Genomic DNA, 18698 nt, shown 5'->3' on the forward strand with positions numbered 1-18698 from the left:
GCCGTGATCCCCAGGTTCAACCGCCGTGATCTGTTGAGGACGTCGACCGCCGGAGCTGGTGCGCTGGCAGGGACCACCCTGCTGGCCCGCGCCGGGGTCCTGACCGGGGTCCTCGGCCTGTCCAGCGCCGCCGCGTCGGGCGTCGCCGGGGCCATCGAGGGCGCGGCGTTGCCGCTGCCGTTCACCAGCCCACTGCGCCAGCCGCCGGTCATCACCGACGCCGATATCTCCCTCGTCGCGCGCGAGGCCGACGTGCAGCTCCTGCCGGGCCAGCCCACGAAGATGTGGACGTTCGACGGCACCTGGCCGGGTCCGACGATCCGGCGTCCATCGGGGCAGCAGACCACCGTCAGGGTCACCAACGACCTGCCGGCCGAGGTCGGCGACATCACCGTGCACCACCACGGCGGCCACCAGGCGGCCGAGCACGACGGCGGGCCGGTGCAGGATCCGGTGCTGCCCGGCGCGACGCGCACCTACGTCTACGAGCTGATGGAGGACGGCGAGGGCGAGCGGGCGGCCACGCAGTGGTACCACGACCACTCCCATTTCCGGACCGGCCGCAACAACTGGTTCGGCCTGCAGGGCATGTTCATCATCGACGACGACGTCGAGGCCGCCCTCGGCCTCCCCGACGGTGACCAGGACCTGGTCCTGATGTGCACCAACCGCGATGTCGACGAGCAGAACCAGCTGCTGGACCGCTTCACCGCCCCCGATCGCGAGGAGGCGACGGCGCTGGACGCCGCCCCGGTGGGGGGCACGGGCCGCTACCCGCTGTCGGGTGACGAGACCGCGTCGCTCGGACCGATGTTCCTCGTCAACGGGGTGCTGCAGCCCTTCGCCGACGTGCAGGCTCGTCGGTACCGCCTGCGCCTGATGAACGCCGCGAACTGGCAGGTCTACAACTTCTCCCTCAGCGGCCCGAACGGGACCGTGCCGATGGTGCAGATCGCCGCCGAGGCCGGCCTGCTGCCGGTGGCCCTCGAGCGCGACGACATCCTGCTCGGCCCGGCCGAACGTGCCGAGGTCATCGTCGACTTCACGGGCATGGAGGGCCAGCGGTTGGTCCTGGCATCGGGACCCGGGTCGGCGTCCGCCCAGGGGGTAGTGCCGTTCTACAACGCCCCCACGCCAGCGGAGTTCGTGGAGTTCAGGGTCGGTCCGGTCGACCCCGATCACCCGGACACCTCATCGGTGATCGACCACGGCCAGGCGCTGCGCGAGCTGCCGCACTGGGCCGCGGGGCTCGCGGCGCAGCCGGACCGGGTGTGGGTGTTCGGCGTCGGTGTCGACGAGGCCGGACGCGCCGCGTGGACCATCAACGGCCGTGCGTTCGACCACGACCGCGTGGACGCCCGTCCCGAGCTAGGGGCCAGCGAGACGTGGCTGCTGGCCAACACGACCCAGCAGACCCACTTCATCCACATCCATGACGTGGACTGGGTGGTGTTGCAGCGCAACGGCGATCCGGCGCCGGTGCACGAACAGGGGTTGAAGGAGACGTTCCGGATCGACCCCGGCGAGGTCGTCCTCGTCGGGTCGACGTTCACCGACCACCTCGGCCCCTACATGATGCACTGCCACATGCTGGAGCACGAGGACCACGGGATGATGAACACGTGGGAGGTCGTGGAACCCGGTCAGGGCGACCGGCCCGCCGGCCTGGGCTCAGTGGCAGAGGCCCTGGCCGCCGACATGGCCACGGCCGAGTCGCTGTCGGTCGCACAAGCCGTGATCGGGGCAGCCCGCAACGGCCGTCCGGCCCCGATGTCGCTGCTGAACCGCCTGAACGCCGGCCGCGGGGTCGTGACCGACATCCCCTCCCAGGCAGCCCTCTACTGCGACCTCAACGACCTGCGGTAGCCACGACCGCCCGGCCCACCGCCTCGAGGTCCCCCTCGGCGTGGTCCTGGCGCAGGTACAGGTGCAGGTCCGCGGCACGCTGGGCGAAGGCGGCGTCGCCGACGTACGGGCGCGGCCCGAACGCCCGACCGATCCGATCCAGCACCTCCGCGGCCTGCCGTTCCACGGTGTGGCGGGCGGCGAGCGCCTCCAGCTGACCCGGTCCTTCGCGGTGCTGGGCCGCGCGGTGCAGGACGGCAACCATCGCCTCACCGGCTGCGTGGAGGGCGCCGATGTGGGCGAGGCGATGCGGCCCGGCGTCCTCGCCCATCGCCACCGCCTCGTCGACGAGGCCCAGGGCCGCCCCGGCCCAGCAGGCAGCCGGCCGCAGCGCACCCGCCCAGAAGCCGGGTCGTGCCAGGTACCAGCCGGGCTTCCCGACGACGGTGTCCACGGGGTGGTCGAGGAACCGGCACGTCCCGGTCGCGGTGTCGGCCAGCGCGTCGGTGGCCCAGGGGCCGTGGACGTGCTCGACCCCGTCGAGCTTGTCGCCGGCAGCGACGTCGAGTAGTAGCTCTGGTCCTCCACCTGGGTCGGTGCCGCTCACGAGCGCCCGGTCGACGACCCCGAGACCCGAGCAGAACGGCTTGGGCCCGCTGATGTGGCCGTCGTGTCGCTCCACGCCACCACGCGAGGCCCACACGCCGTACAGCGCATCGGCCTGTGGGGTCAGTCCTGCCTCGTCGAGGATCAGCACCGCGTCGAGGTGGGCCTCCACGAGTCGGGCGATGGACACCGAGCCGGTGCGGGCGAGGTTGATGAGGTAGTCGATCCGCGCCACGGGGTCGCCGTGCAGGGCCGTGGCGAACGCCGGCTCCTCCACGGCGGCCCGGACGGTGCTGGCGATCGTGGTCCGGCGGTCGGTGGGCCCCTGGTCGGTGTGCATCGTGGTCATGTCGTCACGTAGCACTCTCGGGAGGTCAGCGCGGGCCCCAGGAGGTGGCGGTCCAGGATCGGGGCCACCCCCGGCGGCCCGGTCAGCTGCGAGGCGTGAGCATCGATGGCCAGGGCCTTGCGTCGGCGGGTGTCGTCGTCGAGCTCCAGCGCCACCAGGCCGGACGGGGCAAGCCGCTCCACCGGGGTGTGGTGATAGGCCCAGAACAGCCAGCAGCGCAGGGCGAGGTCAGGACGCCGGTCGACGGCCCGGACGGCGGCCCGCCCACAGGCCTCGTGGTCGCTGTGGTGGTCGTGCAGCCACGGCGCGACGACGGTTGCGCCGTCGGGTGCCAGGGCGAGGATGGCCGCGGTGACCTCCTCCTCGTGGGCGGGCACCGTGCCGTCGGTGATGCCCAGCCGATGGACGCGGTCCGGATCGACACCGAGCTCGATGAGGGCCGCGCGCTGCTCGTCGCGTCGTCGGCCGGCCAGCACGTCGGGTTCGACGTGCCCGGGATAGGCGTTGCCCCCGTCGGTGACGGCCAGCACGGTCACCCGGGCGGGAGCGCGGCACAGCAGCCCGCCGGCACCGAGGACCTCGTCGTCGGGGTGCGGGGCGATGACGACGATCGGTCCCTCCGGTGGGTCCCACGTGGGGGCGGTGTCGCGGCGGTGCGACCAGCCCGTCATCGCTGGACCTGCCAAACGTCGAGGACGAACTGGGGGTCGACCAGGGAGGTCAGCCGGTCCAGCCACGGCAGGGCGTCGAGGTGCGCGTGGACCTCCTCGCCGGTGCGCGGGTAGTTCGTCGGGCCGGTCCAGTGGACGGCGACGAGGACGCCGTCATCGGTCATCGACCGTGCCATCGCCGCGTCGAGCTGCTGCTGGGTCGCGGCGTCGAGGTAGTAAGCGACCTCGCTCAGGACGACCAGGTCGACGGTGCCGTCGGGCCAGGCGGACGGGAGCTGGCCCTGCTCGATGCGGGCGTTGGTGCCGTCGAGGCGGTCGGTCGCCCGCTCGACGCAGCTCGCGATGGGGTCGAAGGCGATCACCTCGTCGCAGACCTCGACCAACCGCTCGGTCAGGGCGCCGTTGGCACAGCCGGGTTCGACCGCCCTGGCAAAGCGTCGTCCGGCCGGCAGGGCGGCGATGGACAGGTCCTGCTTGCGTCGTTCGTAGGGACGGCGGTCGAAGCCCCATGGGTCGGGGTCGTCGGCGTACTTGCCGTCGAAGTAGGAGAGGGGATGCACGCTCACGACGCGTCCAGCGAGGTCCTCGCGTCGAGCGAGGTCCTGATGTCCAGCGATCCCATCGTGTCGAGGGCGTCAAGGGCGTGGAGGCGGTGGATGGCGGCACCGAACCCGCGGGCGACCCGGGCGTCGATCCGGCCGGAGGTGTCGACGACCAGCCGGGGGTCGGCAACCACACGGGCCCCGATGTCGCGCAGGCGGCACCACAGGGCGACGTCTTCGGCCTGGTCGACGGGCGGGAACCCACCGCAGGTCAGGTAGGGCCAGACACGGACACCGAGGTTGGCCGCGTGGACGTGGGGGTGGTCGTCGACGGACAGGGTCCGCCGGTAGCCGCGTCGCCAGTCGTCGAGGAACGTGGGCACGTCCACGTCGGTGCGCAGGTCCACCACCCCGGCGACGGCGTCCAGGCCGAGGCGGGCGCGGTGCACGTAGTCCGGTGCCCACGACTCGGGGACGAGGGTGTCGGCGTCGGTGCTGAGCAGCCAGGCGTTCCCGTCGAGGCCGAAGGTGTCGACGGCGGCCAACGCGCCCCGATGGCGGACGGCGCCGATGGTGCGGGCGTGCGGTTGGACGACCACGAGGTCCAGGCCGAACCGCCGCCCGGCGTCGGTCGCGCGTGCAGCGGTGTCGTCACGGGATCGGTCGTCGACCACCACCACGCCGGCGGGCAGGCCGGTGAGGGCCAGGCTGCGCGCCACCGAGCGCAGGCACGACTCGATCATGGCCGCTTCGTCCCGCGCCGGGATCACCACGGCGAGCGCCGAGGGTGGTGACGAGGTCTGTGCGTCGGGGCCGATCGGCATCTCGCTCGCTTCGCTGGGGCATCCGGACACCGCCCCGGGTGACGGCGGTCGCCCACCCATACCCCCGCCCGGCCCACCCGACACGCGAGCGAAGCGAGTGGTCTTGGTTTTGCCTGCGTGGCCCGAACGCCCCGAGCGGAGCGAAAGACACGTCGGGCTTGGCCTGCGTGTCGCATGCGCGTGTGCTGTTCATGGGGTGAAGAGGGCGTCTACGGTCGAGAGCCACTCGATGGCTTCCTGCGGTGTCAGAGCGGTCGGGGAGTCGGGGTTTCCGGGCTGTTGTTGGATGACCACGTTCAGCACGTGCCCATCCGGCGCATCCACGAAGGCGTGGAAGTAGGTGGTGGTTGGTAGTACGACCGCGATGCGACGTCCGCGGACCTCCACCAGCTGGCCGCAGTCCTCGACGAACGTCGTCGTCAGGGGTGGGCAACCGTCTGGAATCGAGTTGGCGACGGCCTCTTCGAAGGCGCCTCGGAAGAGGGTTGCGCTGACGTGGGCGCCCCTGTCGTCGGCCCCGGCGAACACGACCCAGAGGTCCGGATGCTGCGTCTGGGGTTGTTCGATGAGGCGTGCCTGTGGTCCCTCCGCAGTGGAAGTCCGAAAGTCATCAGTCAGGCGTTCGGCGAGCTGCGCATCAAAGTCGGGGCCGTCGGAACTGGGCGGCGGCCCGTCGGTGTCGACTGAGTCGAGGATCGCCTGGACGAGTGTGGGGTCGCGTTCGAACCGGATTCGGATGACCAGATCGATGGCCTCGAATCGGTAGGTGGTCGCCCCATCGGCGTCGGTGGTCACGGTTGCGGTCTGGCGGGCGAACGTCTCCTGGACGCCACCCTCTTGCTCGGGCCAGTGCGATGCGGGGATGGCCAGGAGCCCGGCGTCGGGCTCGTCCAGGTCGCAGGCCATGTCCGTCCCCATCGGGGCCATGCGGAGCGCCTCGCGCGGCGGAGTTCCACACGATGGGTCGCCGACGCTCCAGGTGGCGGGATAACCGAATTGGTTGCCGGTGAACCCGATGTAGTAGGTCCCGAAGTTGCCCGCTTCCAGATCCTGCAGGTCGCCGGGCAAGGGGACGACGTTGGTGCGCGCGTGCACCGTCACGCTCTCCTGACCGATGGGGATCGTCCAGCTGACCTGGTGCCATCCTGGGGTGAGGGGGGCCTCCACACCGGTGCCGTCGTCGGCGGCGACCCCCATGCTGAGGGCAGCCCCTGCGGCCACCTCAGTTGTTTCAGCGGGGGATAGCGTCAGGGTGGGCAGCGGGGTCCAGGCCGTGCCGTCCCAGGAGCTGAGCACGAACGTCGGGGGGACGTCCAAGGCGACCTCACCGACATGAAGCGTTCCGGTCAGGTGCGGGCCGACGGTGACCTCGGGCATCATCGCGAGCTGAACGGACGCCGCCCGATTGTCATCCAGGAGAACCACTGCCTCAGAGGGCCCGGTTGCGGGTGGGGCGTCGGCGTAGGGATCGATCGCCCCATCGGATGGCGAAGGCGTGGATCCGGGTCGGGGTGTGTTGTCCGGGTTGGGCGCGATTGTCATGGACGGCGCAGGGATCAGGGATGCGGTCGGCGATGCCTGGGGCCGAACGGCCAGCTGCGTCGTGGTGCTGGGGATGCGGGAGAGGATCGGAATGGTGATCGCCAGCACGATGAAGGAGGCCACGACGATGAAGGCACGCCGGGTCTGACGCCGCCGGTTTTCTCCGAGCTCGGCGGCGCGCCTGTGGGCGCGGGCCAGGTCCGGCTCGCCTGTGTCCAACGCCGCAGGCCACTGCAGTTCGGTCATCGTTCGTCTCCTACGAGGTCCATGACGTCGTGGTCCGCGCGAAGTCGCCTCATGGCCTGGTGACACAGGGCAGTGACCGTCCCGGGCCGGCAACCCATGGCTGAGGCGCTCTCCTCGACGGACAACCCGCCCAGATGCCGCAGCGTCACCGCAGTTCGCTGACGAGGTGTCAGCCGTGCGAGGCCCTGCCGCAACGTGAGGACGAGCGCGACCCGCCTGGCATGGTCGTCGACGACGCCGTCGGCCACCACCGGGTGCGCAGGTTCATCGCGACGCGCTCGAAGATCGTCGCGAGCCAGGTTCATGCCGATGCGGAACAGATAGCCGCCCGGATGCTCCATCCCGCGGACCCGAGGCCACCGCAGGATCACGCGGGCGATCGCTTCCTGGGCGAGGTCCTGGGCACGCTGCATGTCACCTGTCATGGCCGTGAGGGTGCGCACCAAGCCCGGCCACTGGGCGTGGCAGAACGCATTCACATCTTCGGCCATACCTCATCAACCCCTCCGCGCCCCGTTCCACTTAGATCGATCTAGTGGCGTGGAGCGGAGCCTAGGGATCGACTGACATCGCCAACGGCCTGGCGCGCGGAGCACCAACGACCGTCGCCCTTGGTGAACAGCCGCCCTCGCATGGCTGGTGCGCGGGTCTGCGGGCCTTGACTGCGGGTGCTTGCCGATGCGGTAGCCCTGCGGGCCCTTCCCGCTGACGCGCCAGTCATAGATCGTCTGCTTCGGCAGGCCGAGGTAGGCGGCCAGCTCGTCGACGCTGATGAGGGGCCCGAGGCCCCAGCTCTGGTGCTGCTCGAGGTCCATGACCCCTAGGTGCACCGGGCGTCCCCACACGACCGGAGAAGCTCGTAAGCGCCCCCACCCCCTCGATCCCGATCCCCGCCCACGGTCGAATGTGGTGAGTAACTGGTGAGTCGCATCAAATTGCACCTACCAAGAGGTCACGGAATCCCTAGAGACTCCTTGACCTCCGTGGTCGGGATGCAGGGATTTGAACCCTGGACCTCCACGTCCCGAACGTGGCGCGCTGCCAAACTGCGCTACATCCCGTTGCGGCGGCACATCGGGAAACGGCCGTCGCGGGAACGAAGAGCATACCGGCCCCATCGCCGGTCGGCCAACACGGGCAACGTCCCTTCGGCCGGGTCCGGGAACGGCCGCTCTGGTCGCCTGAATCCGCCCGGCCTTGATCGGCGCGATCGGGGGCTCCATCGTCCCCAAACGACGACGGGCACGATCGTGGGAACCCCTCCCCTCTCCGATCTGCGGGTTTGTCGCCCATGGGCGCCGCAGGCCCCGATCGCGCCAACCGGGGGGCGGGGTCCACCCACGACCGCCCGGTACCGACGGCTAGCGGCCCACCAGGTCGAGGACGGTCAGCTCCGGGCGGCAGGCGAAGCGGATGGGGTAGTACACGGAGTGGCCGAGGCCGGCGGAGACGTGCAGGTGGAGGTCGGTGCCGATCAGCGACGTCCCCTTGGCCTGGGCGGGCGGCAGGTCGGAGTTGCTGACCAGCGCGCCCCACCACGGGACGGCCAGCTGACCCCCGTGGGTGTGGCCGGCAAGGGCCAGGTCGAAGCCGGCGCGGTCGTAGCCGTGCAGCACCCGCAGGTAGGGGGCGTGGGTCAGGCCGAGGCGCAGCACGGGGTCCTCCACCGCCCCAGCGGGGCGGATGATCGAGAGGTCGTCCCGTTCGATGTGGGGGTCGTCGACACCGGCCACCTCGATGATCCCGGCGGGGGTCGTCACCGTCGAGGTGTCGTTGCAGAGGACCTGCCAGCCGCTGTCCTCCATGCCCTTGACCAGCGCGGGGGTGTCCAGCGCCTCGCCACGTGGTCCCTCCGACGGCTGCCACAGGTAGGCCGCCGGGTTGCCGCGTCGGGGGCCGAACCGGTCGTGTGCCCCCAGCACCGCCAACGCCGGCGCCCCGGTGACCTCACGGAGCCGTTCGTGGAGCGCCACGACCGGGCCGATGGCGTCCGGATGCTCGAGGTTGTCCCCGCCGCTCACCAGCAGGTCCGGCTGGACCTCCTCCGCGACCCGACGGACGTGATCCAGCCGGTGGTCCTGGCCCGGTGCGAGGTGCAGGTCGGCGAAGAAGAGGATCCGCAGGCGCCCCTCGCCACGCAGGAGGGGGAGGGTCTCGTGGCGGGTGGCGTACCAGCGTCGCTCGATCCCGACCCCCCAGGCCAGCGCGGCCGCGCCGGCGAGCGCCACCCCCTTGCCGATGGTGCCGATCACCCGTCGTCGCTCGAGTCGCCGCCGGGTCGGCCGGCGGGGGCGGGTTCGGGGGGCTGCTCGCCGTCACCGTCCCCGGAGCCGTCGCCGCCGCCGGGGTCGGTGGGTGCGGGGTTGGGCTGCTCGCTCGGCTCCTCCGACGGCTCGCCGTCCCCGTCGCCGGGTCGGCCGACGGGTTCGTCGGTCTCGCCCGGCTCTGGCTCGCCGCTCGGTTCGTCGCTGGGGGACGCCGAGGGGTCGGGCGTGGGCGTCTCCGACGACGGTGGCGGGTCGTCCTCGGTCCGTTCGCGGCCGACCTCGATGATCACCTGGCCGATGTCGGGCGTCCCGGGGTTGCTGTCGGGCACCTCGAGCACGAGCTGTCCGCCCTCGGGTCGTTGTCCGACGACGAAGCCGATCAGCTCGGGGTCGTCGACGGGGACCTCGCTGACCACGACATCGATGCCGAGGCCCTCGAGCAGGGCGATCGCCTCGGCCTGCGACAGGCCGACGACGCTCGGGACGGTCGGTCGTTCACCGGTGCCGTCGGACACGCCGAGCACGATCGTCGTGCCCTTCGGGGCCTCGGATCCTCCCGGTGGGTTCTGCTCGACCACGGTCCCCGCCGGTCGCCAGTCGCTGACGGTCGTGGCCTGGCCGGCGTACTCCTCGGCGGCCAGCGTGGCGATGGCCTGGGACTCCGTCATGCCGACGACGGACGGGACGATGGAGCTCGGGAAGCGCGGCGGCGGGGGGAAGTCCTCGACCGGCCAGCCCATCGTGTCGATGAGCGAGCGCATGTAGTTGCCCCAGATCATCGTCGGCAGGCAGCCGCCGGTGACCCGACCGCAACGGTTGTCGACCATGGTCGTGGGGATCTCGTTGCCGACCCACACGGCAGTGGAGACCTGCGGGATGAACCCGACGAACCAGGCGTCCTTCCAGTCCTGGGTCGTCCCGGTCTTTCCCGCAGCGGGGCGACCGACCTGGCCGTGGCGGCTGGCGGTGCCGTTCTCGATCGGGCCGCGCAGCAGCGAGGTCGCTGCGTTGGCGATGTCGGGTTCGATCGCCTGGGTGCAGTTGTCCGTGCCGCCCTCGTAGATGACGTTGCCGTCGCGGTCGAGGATCTCGGTGATCGCGTACGGCTCGCAGTGCACGCCGCCGGCGGCCATCGTCCCGAAAGCGCTGGCCATGTCGAGCGGGTACACCTCGCTGGCACCCAGCACCGCGGCGCAGATGGGGGACTCGGCCGGCCCGGGTGGGTCGAAGAGGTCGGTGTTGACGATGCCCATGCGGGTCGCGGCGTCGGCCAGGCCCTCGGGACCGGTGAACTCGTCGACGAGGTGGGCGAAGTACACGTTGGAGGAGATGGCGGTGGCACGGGCCATGTTCATCGACCCGCCGCCGCCGTCGGAGTAGTTGCCCGGCCGCCAGCCGGAGTTGGCGCAGTGCCCGCGGGGCACGTAGGGGGAGGGGGTGTCGATGGTGTAGGTCGGCGTGACGCCGGCTTCCAGCGCCGCGACGATCTCGAAGGCCTTGAACGACGACCCGGGCTGGCGGCCGAAGGAGGACCCGACGCCCGGCACTGCCGGCAGCACCTCGGTCTGACCCGGGCCCGATCCGAACTCCTTCGGGCCGAAGCCGATAGCGATGATCTGTCCGGTGTCGGGGTCGACCGACGTCAACGCTGCCTGCGGACCGTCGGGGTCGGTCAGGACGTCGGTGATGGCGTCCTGGGCGAGGTCCTGCATCAGCGGGTCGATCGTGGTGCGGATCGTCAGGCCGTTGTTCAGGACGGCCCGCTCACGCGCGTCGGCATCGACGCCGAGCTCGGGGATGTCCCGCAGCAGCGTGCGGATGTAGTTGACGAAGAACGGCTCGGAGGCCTCTTCGATCTCGGAGATGTTCAGGCCGAGCGTGCGCACGAGCTGCTCGTCGGTGGCGGTGTCGGGGGCGTCGACGACGAAGCCGAGGGCCTCCAGGTCGGTGATGAACCCGGCCTCGGCCATCTGGTTGATCACGATGTTGCGGCGGTCCAGGGCGTTGCGCGGGTTGGCCAGCGGGTCGTTGGCGTTGGGCGCGCGCAACATGCCGGCGAGCATGGCGGCCTCGCCAACGTCGAGCTGGCCGATCTCCTTGGAGAAGTAGTACTCCGCCGCCGTACCGAAGCCGTACACGCCGTTGGCGAGGTAGGCCTCGTTCATGTAGATCTCGAGGATCTCGTCCTTGGTGGCGTTCTGCTCCAGCTCGATGGCGTAGACGGCCTCGCGCAGCTTCCGCTCGATCGTCGTCTCGGCCTCGCCGGTGAGGTTCTTGATCAGCTGCTGGGTGATCGTGGACGCACCGGACTCGATGTCGCCGGACCGCAGGTTGCCCAGCGCAGCACGGGAGATGGCTCGCCAGTTCACGCCGGTGTGCTCGCGGAAGGTCTGGTCCTCCGTCGCAAGGACCGCGTTCTGGACGTGGGCCGGGATCTCCTCGATGCTCACGTTGACCCGGTTGACCGAGCGCAGGATCGCCAGCTCGTCGCCGTTGGCGTCAAGGACGACGGACCGCTCGTCGGCGACGTACCCCTCGATGATGTCGCCGAGGGGCGGGAAGTCCAGCACCTCGGAGTCCACGCGGTGCGTGAAGTCGGCGACGGGCTGGACCAGCGGTGCGATGCCCGCGCCCATCGCCGTGCCGGCGCCGATGATCAGCAGCGGGACGAGGACGATCGCCAGGAGCAGCCGGAGGATGATGTGGGGGTCGCGGTGGTCCGCGGCGGGAGTGGTGGTGGCCATGGGGGAGGTGCGACTGAGGACACGGGGTGAGGGGCGCACCGGGGTCGACCGGTCGACCGTGTCCGTCTGCACGCGAGGATACGGCGGTCACGAGCGCGGCTCACCTGCCCGTCGCGTGCCACCCCGGCCGGAGGGACGATGCCCCCGGGCGGGACCTCAGCTGCGGATCAGGTGTTCCCCGATGGCGTCGAGGCCCTCGAGGTCGTGCACGTCCGACGGCATCTCGGGCACCTCGACCAGCGTCCGCGGGTCCAGCCCGTGGAGGCCGGACTCGATGTTGCGCTGCTGCCGGGCGTGCACCTGCGCGGACCGGTCGAGCAGGCCGAGCATGCCGGCCACGGCCCGCTGCTCGTCGTCACCGGCCAGCAGCCGCTCGCGGTCGTCCTCGCCGACGCGGGCGGCCAGCGCGGCCAGGTCCTCCGGCAGCGCGGGCGTCACCCGGTTCAGCACGAGGCCGGCCAGCGGCATGCCCTCCTTGGCCAGGCGCTGCACGAAGTAGCGGGCCTCGCGCAGGGCCGTCGGTTCGCCGGAGGAGACGACCACGAACGCCGCATCGCCGGACGCCAGCAGCTTGTAGACCAGCTGCGCGCGGTTCTTGAAGCCCTCGTACATGCCCTCGAAGGACTGGAAGAACTCCGCGAGGTCGTCCAGCACGCCGGCGCCGGTGATCCGGCCGGCCGCCTTCATGAACAGCCCGGTGCCGAACGCCGCCATCCGACCGATGGTCTTGGTGGCCGTCAGGCCGGGGGACAGGAACATCTTGAGGAACTTGCCGTCGAGGAAGTCCGTCAGCCGCTTGGGGGCGTCGAGGAAGTCCAGCGCGTTCCGGGTGGGCGGCGTGTCGACGACGATGCAGTCGTAGCGGCCGGTGGAGTGCAGGTCGAACAGCTTCTCCATCGCCATGTACTCCTGCGTGCCCGCGAGCTGGCCGGAGATCTGCTGGTAGAAGCGATTGGACTTGATGCGGGCGGCCCGGGCGGGATCGTCGGCGTGCCGGTCGATGACCTCGTCGAAGGTCCGCTTCATGTCCAGCATCATCGCGTCGAGGTTGGGCACCGCGTCGACGGCCCGTGGGGTGTTGTCGAGGGCGTCGAGGCCCATCGACTGGGCCAGTCGGCGGGCCGGGTCGATCGTGACGACGATCGTCCGACGGCCCTGCCGTGCAGCGGCAACGGCCAGGGTCGCGGCGGTGGTGGTCTTGCCCACCCCACCGGAGCCGGTGCAGACGATGATGTGGCGCTCGGCGACGACCTCGGTCAGGTCGCGTTCGCGGGCACGGTCGAGGGTCGTCACAGCCGGTCCTCCAGGGTGGCGGCGATGGCGGTCACGATCTCCTCGGGCCGGGTGGCGTCGGCCACGAAGGGCAGCTCCAGCGACGGCAGGTCGATCTCGTCGGCGACGCGTTGGCGCATGCGTTCGGCCAGGTCCAGCCGTCCGAGGTGGGTGTGGCCGGTGTCCAGCAGCGCCTCGGCCGTGGACGCGTCGACGTCGTCGATGCCGAGATCGGCCAGGACTCGCTGCACGGCCTCGCGGTCCATGCCGGCGAGGTGCTTCAGCGCAGCGTCGTCCATGGCGGGCTGCACCGCGCGATTGATCAGGACCGGCCCGAGCGGGACGCCGAGCTGGGTCAGGTCGCGGATCGAGTCGGCCGTCTCGGTGACCGGCATCTCCTCCAGGAGGGTGGTCAGCAGGACCGCGGTCCGCGAGGAATCCGTGAGCATGTCGATGACGGTCTGCGCCTGCTGGCGCACCGGCCCGACGTTGACCAGCTCGGTGGTGGCGTCGGGGGCGGCGAGGAAGTTGACGATCCGGCCGGTCGGCGGGGCATCGACCACGATCAGGTCGTACTCGAACTGCCCGTCGTCACGTCGGCGCCGCTCCATCTCCTTGACCTTGCCGATCAGCAGGACGTCCTTGATGCCGGGTGCGGCCTGCGTGGCGAACTCCACCGCCGGGGTCCTGGCCACCAGCTTGGTGATCCGCTGGGCGCCGTAGAACATCGACAGGTACTCCGTGAGCGATGCCTCCGGGTCGATGGACAGCCCGTAGAGGCTCGGCCGGAACTCACGCTCCTCGAAGTCCCAGGGTGCAGTGGAGAAGATCGAGGAGAACGCCTGGCGTCCCTCCACCTCCACCAAGCAGGTACGGCGTCCCAGACGCGAGCCGGCAAGGGCCAGCGACGCGGCGAGGGTCGACTTGCCGACGCCCCCCTTGCCGGTGACCAGCAGCAGGCGGCGCGACAACAGCTGTGAGGCGTCCACGGGGTCACTATTACCCCGATCAGCGGACCGTGCACATCCCTGTCCTCGGCGGGGGGTGGCCCGAACGGCCCCCGTTGGGGCCGTCGTGGGTTCACCGCCTACACTCTCCCGGATGGCCCTTCACCGAATCGCGGGCGGAGTGCTGCTCCTCGTCGGCCTTCTCGCCGCGCTGGCCGCCCCCGCGAGCGCCCAAGCTTCATCCACCTCCACCGTCGACGTCGTGGAGGCGGTGGGCGTGCTCGATGATCCGCTGACCGACTTCGTGATCGGGGCGATCGAGCAGTCCAACCTCGACGGCTCGCAGGCCGTGGTGATCCGGCTGGACACCGACGGCGCGCTCGGTGGTGACATCGACCGGCTGGTCGACACCATCGAGTCCTCCGACGTGCCCGTCGTGGTCTACGTGGGCACCGCAGGTGCACGCGCCACCGGTGCGGGCGTCCGCGTCGCGGCTGCCGCACACGTGCTTGCCCTGGCCCCGACCGGCCTCTACGGCGTGGCCCACCCGGCTGACCTGGGCGACCCCGGGGCGCGGACCGTGGGCGAGGTTGCCTCCGACCTGGAGGCCCTTGCCGACGCCCGCGGCCGCGATGCTGACTTCCTCGTCGACGCCGCCGAGAGCGGCGCGGCCGTGATCGCGGTCCCCGACGGCGAGACCGGCGCCCCGATCGCCGACGGCACCGAGCTGCCCGAGGGCACCGACCCGACGGTGGTCCGCACGCTGGACGAGTCGGCCCTCGCCGAGGCGGGCATCGCCGACATCGTCGCCCCGACCATCCAGCAGGTCCTCGCCGCGCTGGGCGGCCGCGAGGTCGTCACCAACGCCGGTGACGTCGTGCTCGACGTCGACCCGGTAACCGCCAACGTGCGGTTCGTCAACCTCGACCTGGTGCAGCGGATCCTCCACACGGCGTCCAGCCCGACGCTGGCCTACCTCCTGCTGCTCGCCGGCGCCCTGACCCTCTTCTTCGAGGTGTTCCAGCCGGGCTTCGGCGTGTCCGGGTTCTCCGCCATCGGGGTCCTGGCGCTGGGTGTCTACTCCGTCGCCGTCCTGCCCATCCAGCCGCTGTGGGCGGTGATCGCGGTGATCGGCCTGCTGCTGCTCGCCTACGACCTGGCCATCGCCGGGTTGTCGTGGCCCAGCGCCGTCGGCACCCTCGCGCTCGGAGCCGGATCGATCAACATGTGGCAGATCCCCCAGCTCGCCCCCCCGACGTGGTTGATCGTCGTCGGGACCCTCTCCGCCGCCGTGTTCTTCATCATGATGATGACGTCGGTCCTGCGTGCCCAGGGCAACCAGGCGCTGCTCGGCGCCAAGGCTGTCGAGGGCAAGGTCGGCATCGTCCGTTCGGCGCTCGGCCCCGAGGGACACATCTTCGTCGGCGGTGCGCTGTGGCGCGCCCGTGCCCCGCAGGGCTCGGGCAAGGTGCGGACCGGGACCAAGGTGCGGGTGCTCGGGCTCAACGACAGCCTGACGCTCGACGTCGAGATCGTCGACGACACCAGCACCACGAAGGTGTGACGACGGGTCGTGGCCTCCAACCACGAAGGCGGAACGGTGGTGCCCGGGCCGCCCGACGCGACTGACCCGACACCGCCCCCGACCCCGCTGCCCCCGACCCCACCGCCGAGCCGATCGACGGCCGCCGCCCTGCAGGTCTACGACCGCCACGCCGACCGGCTGTACGACTTCGTGGTCGCCGTCACCCGTGACGCCGGCGCGGCCGCCGAGCTGGTCCGCGACGTCGTGGTCGCCGCTCGCGCGCCGGGGCACCCGACGGAGCCGCACGAGCTGCGGATGTGGCTGTACGCCACGATCCGCAGCGAGGCATTCGACTGGCTGGCGGCCCGGGGCAGGCTGAGCCCCGAGGACCGCGTCGTCGAGCTGCCACACGTCAGGGAGGACCACACCACCGGTGACCTCGGCGCGGTCGTGTGGGAGGCGCTCGCCGCCTGCAGCGAACGTGACCAGGCGCTGATGACCCTCCACCTCCGTCACGGCCTGTCGGGGGCCGACCTGGCCGGCGCGATGGGGCTGTCGGAGGCGGCCTCCGACCGGCTGCTGGACCGGGCGCTGGAACGAGCGCACGAGGAGATCGGGGCGCTGCTGTCGCTGCTCGGCGTGGGGCCGGCCTGGCCCGGGCTGTCGGAGCTGCAGGAGGAGTGGGACGGCACCTACTCACCGTGGGTCCGCCGCATCGTGACCGCACAGCAGCACGCGCAGGCGATCACCGGTGCCGTCCCCATGCCACCGGGCGCGCCCGATCCGCTGCAGCTGCTGCAGGCGGTTCCGCTGGCGCCCGCCCCGCCGCAGCTGCGCGACGCGGTCAGCACACGGCTCGAGGCCGTGGACGCGGTGGCGATGCCGTCCCCCGTGGCGGACCCCGAGGACCTCGACGACACCATCCCTCCCGAGGCGGCGATCCCGCTCGTCACCCGCGACGACGACCCGACCATCCCCCCGGAGCAGGCAGTCCCGTGGTCCGCCCCGGACGACGACGCCACCATCCCGCCCGAGCACGCGATGCCCCTGGCGGCCCCGCCGATGGACCTCGAGGGTGCAGCGACGACCGGCCCGGTGGGGCCGGTCTCCTCCCCGAGCGACCCGCCTGCCCCAGCCACCGTGACGGTCCCGGACGGCGACGGCGCTGCGACGGACCCCAAGCGGCACCGACGCGTGCCGTTGGTCCTGAGCGTGGCGCTCGGCGCGGCGATCGCGCTGGTCGTGGCCGGAATCCTGGCCCGTGCGCTCTTCGGCGACGAGGCCGGTGAACCCGCGGCCCTCACCACCGAGTCGGTGCCGGAGCTGCCCGATCAGTCCAACCCTCCCGTCATCCCGTCCACCAACGCGTCGGGAACCCCCTCACCGTCCTCCGACGTGGGGAGCGCGGGAGCGGTCGCTGCGGCCTCCGACGGGGTGCCGACCGTGCCGGAGGCGGTGGACGCGGAGCCCTCGGACTCCGCCTCCGAAGCGGACCGTGGCCAGCTGCTCGTCCCGGCCGACCCCGTCGTCGTGGATGACGACGGCGGCACCGTCCAGCTGGGCAACGGGGGAGGTGCGCCGCTGGAGTGGCAGATCACCGGCGGTCCCGAATGGGCCACGTTCGAGCCCGCGAGCGGCACCATCGGGCCGGGGTCGACGGTGCAGGTGGGCGTCAGCCGGCTCGGCGACATGCCCGAGGGGGACCACGAGGGCATCGTCCGCATCGAGACCGCGGTCGGCACCGTTCGCGAGGTCGTCGTCACCACCGCCGTCGAGCGCCCACCCGAGCTGCAGGAGGTCCAGTTCGGCACCCGACTGCTGATCCAGCAGGGCTGTGGCCTGGATTCCTCCGAGGTTGCCGTGACCGTCGCCGACGAGTCCGGGATCGACGCGGTGGTGCTGACCGTGGACGGTCCGGGTGCTGGACGGCAGTCCCAGGTCGATCTCCGACCCGACCCGACCAGTCCCGGCCAGTTCGTCGGGGTCGTCGGGCCCTTCGACTCGCCGGGGACCGCCGCCGTGACCGTGACCGCCACGGACACGCGTGGCAACGAGTCGATGGCCGACGGCGGCATGCTCACGATCGCCCCGTGTCCCGGCAACTCCGCTGGGTAGCGTGCGCGTTTCCCCGCGGCGCCAACCTGACGTTCGGTAGCCAACTGCGACCGTTCTGGGGGTCCTACGACTCCGAAGCGGCAGGATCCGGTCACAACGAGTCATTCGGGCCTAGTCACTCGTGATAGGTCGAGATTGGGCCTTCCGCTGTGCGGCCAGCGCGCATAGGCTCCCGACACTGTCCAGTTGACCAACCACTCGCTACAGCATGGAGTCCGCCCACATGGCCACCCTGCCGTTGCTGACTTCGGCCCCCAGCACCTCCTGGCAAGCCCACGGACTGTGCCGCAGTGTCGACGCCGGTGTTTTCTTCCCCCCAGCCCAGTTCGAGCACAAGCCAGAACGCGAGGCCCGCGAGAAGCGCGCCAAGGCGATCTGCAACGAGTGCCCCGTGCGTGGTGAATGCCTCGAGTGGGCGCTGTCCACCAAGGAGCCACACGGCGTCTGGGGCGGCTACGCCGAGGGCGAGCGCAAGCAGATCCTCCAGGGCAAGGTCAAGATCAGCGCCTGACCGGGTTGGGCAGCGGGCCCCTCGACAGGTAGCGTGCGCGCCATGACGAAGTGGGAGTATTTCACCGCACCCCTCCTGGACCACGCGTTGCAGGAGATCCTGAACAACTTCGGCGATGACGGGTGGGAGCTCGTGACCGTCGTGGCGTTCAATCCGCAGCAGCAGATCGGCTACTTCAAGCGGCCGAAGGCGGGCTGACCCATGGGCGCTGTCGACGACCGCCTGGCGGCTGCCGGGATCGAGCTGCCCGAGGCACCGCCCCCGGCTGCGGCCTACGTGCCGTGGACGCGGACGGGCAACCTGGTCTTCACCGCTGGGCAGATCCCGGTGAAGGACGGCAGTCCGATCAGCGCCGGCAAGGTCGGTGCCGACGTGTCGCTGGAGGAGGGGCAGGCCGCTGCTCGCCAGTGCGCGATCAACGTGCTGGCCCAGCTGAAGGCCGCGACCGACGGCGACCTCGACCGCATCGCACGGATCGTCAAGATCACCGTCTTCGTGGCCAGCGCGCCCGACTTCGCCCAGCAGCACCTGGTGGCCAACGGCGCCTCCGAGCTGCTCGGCGAGATCCTCGGCGACGAGGTCGGCCGCCACGCCCGGTCCGCGGTGGGCACAGCGGTGCTGCCGCTGGACGTCCCGGTCGAGGTTGAGGCCGTGGCCGAACTCAGGTGAAACGGGCGATAGCCGAACTCGGG

At 71.2% G+C, this 18698-nt stretch carries 17 protein-coding genes and 1 tRNA gene; 6 read left to right on the forward strand and 12 right to left on the reverse strand.

What is annotated here, in order from left to right; genetic code table 11:
- Positions 1–33 precede the first annotated feature (33 nt).
- Positions 34–1866, forward strand: coding sequence for a multicopper oxidase family protein (locus tag DVS28_RS03210; RefSeq protein WP_164709872.1), 1833 nt, complete (start codon positions 34–36; stop codon positions 1864–1866).
- On the opposite strand, the gene DVS28_RS03215 is transcribed toward DVS28_RS03210, so the two are convergent.
- The 12 genes from DVS28_RS03215 to DVS28_RS03270 all read right to left on the reverse strand — a co-directional run bounded on the left by DVS28_RS03215 (position 1850) and on the right by DVS28_RS03270 (position 13897).
- Positions 1850–2800 carry an acyl-CoA/acyl-ACP dehydrogenase gene (locus DVS28_RS03215; protein ID WP_114590172.1) on the reverse strand — a complete coding sequence of 317 codons (951 nt, stop codon included), beginning with the start codon at positions 2798–2800 and terminating at the stop codon, positions 1850–1852. The genes DVS28_RS03210 and DVS28_RS03215 overlap by 17 nt on opposite strands.
- Entirely contained in the window at positions 2797–3471 is a 675-nt protein-coding gene (locus tag DVS28_RS03220) for a PIG-L deacetylase family protein (protein ID WP_114590173.1), read from the reverse strand. The genes DVS28_RS03215 and DVS28_RS03220 overlap by 4 nt, the downstream gene beginning before the upstream one ends.
- Complete coding sequence (locus tag DVS28_RS03225; protein WP_164709873.1) at positions 3468–4037, reverse strand: SAM-dependent methyltransferase; 570 nt, start codon at positions 4035–4037, stop codon at positions 3468–3470. The genes DVS28_RS03220 and DVS28_RS03225 overlap by 4 nt, the downstream gene beginning before the upstream one ends.
- Complete coding sequence (locus tag DVS28_RS03230) at positions 4034–4837, reverse strand: glycosyltransferase family 2 protein (protein ID WP_164709874.1); 804 nt, start codon at positions 4835–4837, stop codon at positions 4034–4036. The genes DVS28_RS03225 and DVS28_RS03230 overlap by 4 nt, the downstream gene beginning before the upstream one ends.
- Positions 4838–5026: 189 nt before the next feature.
- The gene (locus tag DVS28_RS03235) at positions 5027–6625 is read right to left on the reverse strand and encodes a hypothetical protein (RefSeq protein ID WP_114590176.1); all 1599 of its coding nucleotides are present in this window, start codon (positions 6623–6625) and stop codon (positions 5027–5029) included.
- Positions 6622–7116 carry a SigE family RNA polymerase sigma factor gene (locus DVS28_RS03240; protein ID WP_114590177.1) on the reverse strand — a complete coding sequence of 165 codons (495 nt, stop codon included), beginning with the start codon at positions 7114–7116 and terminating at the stop codon, positions 6622–6624. Before DVS28_RS03240 ends, DVS28_RS03235 begins: the two co-directional genes overlap by 4 nt.
- 6 nt (positions 7117–7122) lie before the next feature.
- Complete coding sequence (locus DVS28_RS30105) at positions 7123–7440, reverse strand: helix-turn-helix transcriptional regulator (protein ID WP_342795432.1); 318 nt, start codon at positions 7438–7440, stop codon at positions 7123–7125.
- A 169-nt stretch (positions 7441–7609) separates the two neighbouring features.
- Positions 7610–7686: transfer RNA gene (locus DVS28_RS03250), tRNA-Pro, on the reverse strand.
- 300 nt (positions 7687–7986) lie between these two features.
- The gene (locus DVS28_RS03255) at positions 7987–8877 is read right to left on the reverse strand and encodes a metallophosphoesterase (protein WP_114590178.1); all 891 of its coding nucleotides are present in this window, start codon (positions 8875–8877) and stop codon (positions 7987–7989) included.
- The gene (locus tag DVS28_RS03260) at positions 8874–11636 is read right to left on the reverse strand and encodes a transglycosylase domain-containing protein (RefSeq protein ID WP_164709875.1); all 2763 of its coding nucleotides are present in this window, start codon (positions 11634–11636) and stop codon (positions 8874–8876) included. Before DVS28_RS03260 ends, DVS28_RS03255 begins: the two co-directional genes overlap by 4 nt.
- A 156-nt stretch (positions 11637–11792) precedes the next feature.
- The gene (locus DVS28_RS03265) at positions 11793–12929 is read right to left on the reverse strand and encodes an ArsA family ATPase (RefSeq protein ID WP_114590180.1); all 1137 of its coding nucleotides are present in this window, start codon (positions 12927–12929) and stop codon (positions 11793–11795) included.
- A complete protein-coding gene (locus tag DVS28_RS03270) occupies positions 12926–13897 on the reverse strand; it encodes an ArsA family ATPase (RefSeq protein ID WP_114590181.1) in 972 nt (323 codons plus the stop codon). Before DVS28_RS03270 ends, DVS28_RS03265 begins: the two co-directional genes overlap by 4 nt.
- A gap of 112 nt (positions 13898–14009) precedes the next feature.
- On the opposite strand from DVS28_RS03270, the gene DVS28_RS03275 reads away from it, so the two are divergent.
- The 5 genes from DVS28_RS03275 (at position 14010) to DVS28_RS03295 (ending at position 18675) form a co-directional block, all read left to right on the forward strand.
- Positions 14010–15419, forward strand: a complete 1410-nt coding sequence (locus tag DVS28_RS03275) for an NfeD family protein (RefSeq protein ID WP_164709876.1) — start codon at positions 14010–14012, stop codon at positions 15417–15419.
- 9 nt (positions 15420–15428) lie between these two features.
- A complete protein-coding gene (locus DVS28_RS03280) occupies positions 15429–17495 on the forward strand; it encodes an RNA polymerase sigma factor (protein WP_114590183.1) in 2067 nt (688 codons plus the stop codon).
- 208 nt (positions 17496–17703) lie between these two features.
- Entirely contained in the window at positions 17704–18006 is a 303-nt protein-coding gene (locus tag DVS28_RS03285) for a WhiB family transcriptional regulator (protein WP_240606260.1), read from the forward strand.
- A 42-nt stretch (positions 18007–18048) separates the two neighbouring features.
- The gene (locus DVS28_RS03290) at positions 18049–18204 is read left to right on the forward strand and encodes a DUF4177 domain-containing protein (protein WP_114590184.1); all 156 of its coding nucleotides are present in this window, start codon (positions 18049–18051) and stop codon (positions 18202–18204) included.
- Between the two features lie 3 nt (positions 18205–18207).
- Positions 18208–18675 carry a RidA family protein gene (locus tag DVS28_RS03295; RefSeq protein ID WP_114590185.1) on the forward strand — a complete coding sequence of 156 codons (468 nt, stop codon included), beginning with the start codon at positions 18208–18210 and terminating at the stop codon, positions 18673–18675.
- Positions 18676–18698: the final 23 nt, after the last annotated feature.

It is taken from the genome of Euzebya pacifica, from assembly GCF_003344865.1.
Taxonomy (GTDB): Bacteria; Actinomycetota; Nitriliruptoria; order Euzebyales; family Euzebyaceae; genus Euzebya; species Euzebya pacifica.